The organism is Variovorax sp. 22077, assembly GCF_052044195.1.
Taxonomy (GTDB): domain Bacteria; phylum Pseudomonadota; class Gammaproteobacteria; order Burkholderiales; family Burkholderiaceae_C; genus Variovorax; species Variovorax atrisoli.
Map to the genome: position 1 here is coordinate 1 of NZ_JBQEQC010000064.1, position 2,233 is coordinate 2,233.

The 2,233-nt window shown below is 68.1% G+C and carries 2 protein-coding genes; both read right to left on the minus strand.

The features are described 5' to 3' along the window. Window positions 1-165: 165 nt before the first annotated feature. Complete coding sequence (locus ACTJLF_RS34455) at window positions 166-1,155, minus strand: ABC transporter ATP-binding protein (protein ID WP_418150511.1); 990 nt, start codon at window positions 1,153-1,155, stop codon at window positions 166-168. A 153-nt stretch (window positions 1,156-1,308) separates the two neighbouring features. After that, window positions 1,309-2,184: an ABC transporter permease gene (locus ACTJLF_RS34460; protein WP_145761458.1), complete on the minus strand. Its 876-nt coding sequence runs from the start codon at window positions 2,182-2,184 to the stop codon at window positions 1,309-1,311. Window positions 2,185-2,233 lie beyond the last annotated feature (49 nt).

Here is a 2,233-nt window from a genome sequence, read left to right on the forward strand (position 1 = left end):
ATTCGCCGACGATGCCGACGCTCTGGCCGGCCTGCACGTCGAAGCTCACGCCGTTAAGCGCCTTCACGGTGGGCGGCGGGCCGAAGAGCTTCTCGCGCGGCAGCGCGTAGTGGCGTACGAGGTCGGTGACCCGCAGCAGCGGCGAAGAAGCGTTGACGGTCGCGCTCATGGTGCGATGGCTCCTTCAGCGGCGATCTCTTCGAGGCGGATGCAGCGCACCGCATGGTCCTGCGGCAGCATCGTGGCCGGCGGACGCGTGGTCATGCAGGCGTCGACGGTGTAGCTGCACCGGCCCGCGAAGGGACACCCCTTCGGCAGGTCCACCAGCTCGGGCACGCTGCCCTTGATGGTGGCCAGCCGCACGCCGCGCGGCGCGCCGATGACCGGTCGCGCGGCGAAAAGGCCTTGCGTGTACGGATGCGCGCGCCGCGCGAACACCGCTTCGGTCGGCCCGCTCTCGACCACGCTGCCGCCGTACATCACGAGCATCTTCGACACTGTCTGCGCGATCACGCCGAGGTCGTGCGAGATCAGGATCAGCGCCATGCCGCGTTCGGCCACCAGGCCCTTGATCAGCTCGAGGATCTGCTTCTGGATGGTCACGTCGAGCGCGGTGGTCGGCTCGTCGGCGATGAGCAGGTCGGGCCCGCATGCGAGCGCCATCGCGATGCCGATGCGCTGGCGCTGGCCGCCGGAGAACTGGTGCGGATAGGCATCGAGGCGCGAGGCCGCGTCCGGTATGCCCACGCGCTCCAGCAGCGCGAGCACTTCCTTGCGCGCGTCGGCCTTCGAGAGCCCACGGTGCAGCCGCAGCGGCTCGCCGACCTGGCGTGCGATGGTGTGCACCGGGTTCAGCGCCGTCATCGGCTCCTGGAAGATCATGCCGATGCGGTTGCCGCGGATCTCGCACATCTGCTTCTCGGGCAGGCCGACGAGCTCGGTGCCGTCGAAGCGGATGCTCCCCGAGACCTTCGCGGTCGCAGGCAGCAGGCCCATGAGCGACATCACCGTGATCGACTTGCCGCAGCCCGATTCGCCGACGATGCCCAGCGTCTCGCCACGCTCCAGAGAAAAGTCGATGCCGCGCACCGCCTCCGCCGGCCCGCGCTGCGTCTGCAGGCCGATGTGGAGGTTGTTGACTTCGAGGAGGGGCATGGTCAGGGGGGCAGGATTGGGCAGCCGAACGCGGAAGGAAGACAAGAACTACGCAGAAGCCGCAGAAGGAAACCGGGAAGGCTTTTCATGGTTTTCCTTCGCGCCCTCTGCGTCCTTGGCCCGGTGTACGAAATGCTCGTTCATCAGCAGTCCTCATCGAGCACGCGCGAGCCGCGGGTCGAGCAGGTCACGCAGGCCGTCGCCCAGAAGGTTCAGCCCCAGCACCGCGAACGCGATCGCCATGCCGGGAAACACCGCGAGCAGCGGCGCCTGGAACATCATCGTCTGGGCCTCGCTGAGCATGCGGCCCCACGAAGGCTGCGGCGGCTGCGTGCCCAGGCCCAGGTAGGAGAGGGCGGCCTCGGCCAGGATCGCGATGGCGAAGCGGATGGTGATCTGCACGATCAACACGGCGGAGATGTTCGGCAGCACGTGCTGCATCGTGATGGAGAACGATCCCTTGCCGCAGGCGCGTGCCGCGGCCACGTACTCGCGCGACCAGATGGCGTTGGCCGATGCGCGTGTGATGCGCGCGAAGGTCGGAATGTTGTAGATGCCGATCGCGATGATCGCGTTGACGATGCCTGCGCCGAACACCGCCGTCATCATGATGGCCGACAGGATCGCAGGAAAGGCCAGCGAGAAGTCGGTGAGCCGCATGATGGCTTCCTCGACCCAGCCGCGCTTCGCAGCGGCGAGCAGCCCCAGCGCCGTGCCGACCACGAGCCCGATGCCGACCGCGATCACGCCCACCAGGATGGACGCGCGCGCACCCACGAGCAGCAGCGAAGCGACGTCGCGTCCATAGGTGTCGGTGCCCAGCCAGTGCGAGCCCGTCGGCGGCTTCAGCTTGTTGGCCATGTCCATCTCGTAGGGCGACCATGGCGTCCACACCAGCGACACGGCGGCGGCCAGCAACAGGAGCAGCGTGAGCGTGCCGCCGATGACGAAGCTGCGGTGATGCAGCGCGCGGCGCCAGAAACCCGGGACCTTGAGCGCCGCGGCGCTCGGGACTGCGGCGGTGCTCATATGTCGCTGGCCTTGATGCGCGGGTCGATGACGGCGTAGAGCACGTCGA

Coding starts and splice junctions, on each gene's coding strand:
- ACTJLF_RS34460 (WP_145761458.1), bottom strand. CDS start 2,184: ATGAGCACCGCCGCAGTCCCGAGCGCCGCGGCGCTCAAGGTCCCGGGT.
- ACTJLF_RS34455 (WP_418150511.1), bottom strand. CDS start 1,155: ATGCCCCTCCTCGAAGTCAACAACCTCCACATCGGCCTGCAGACGCAG.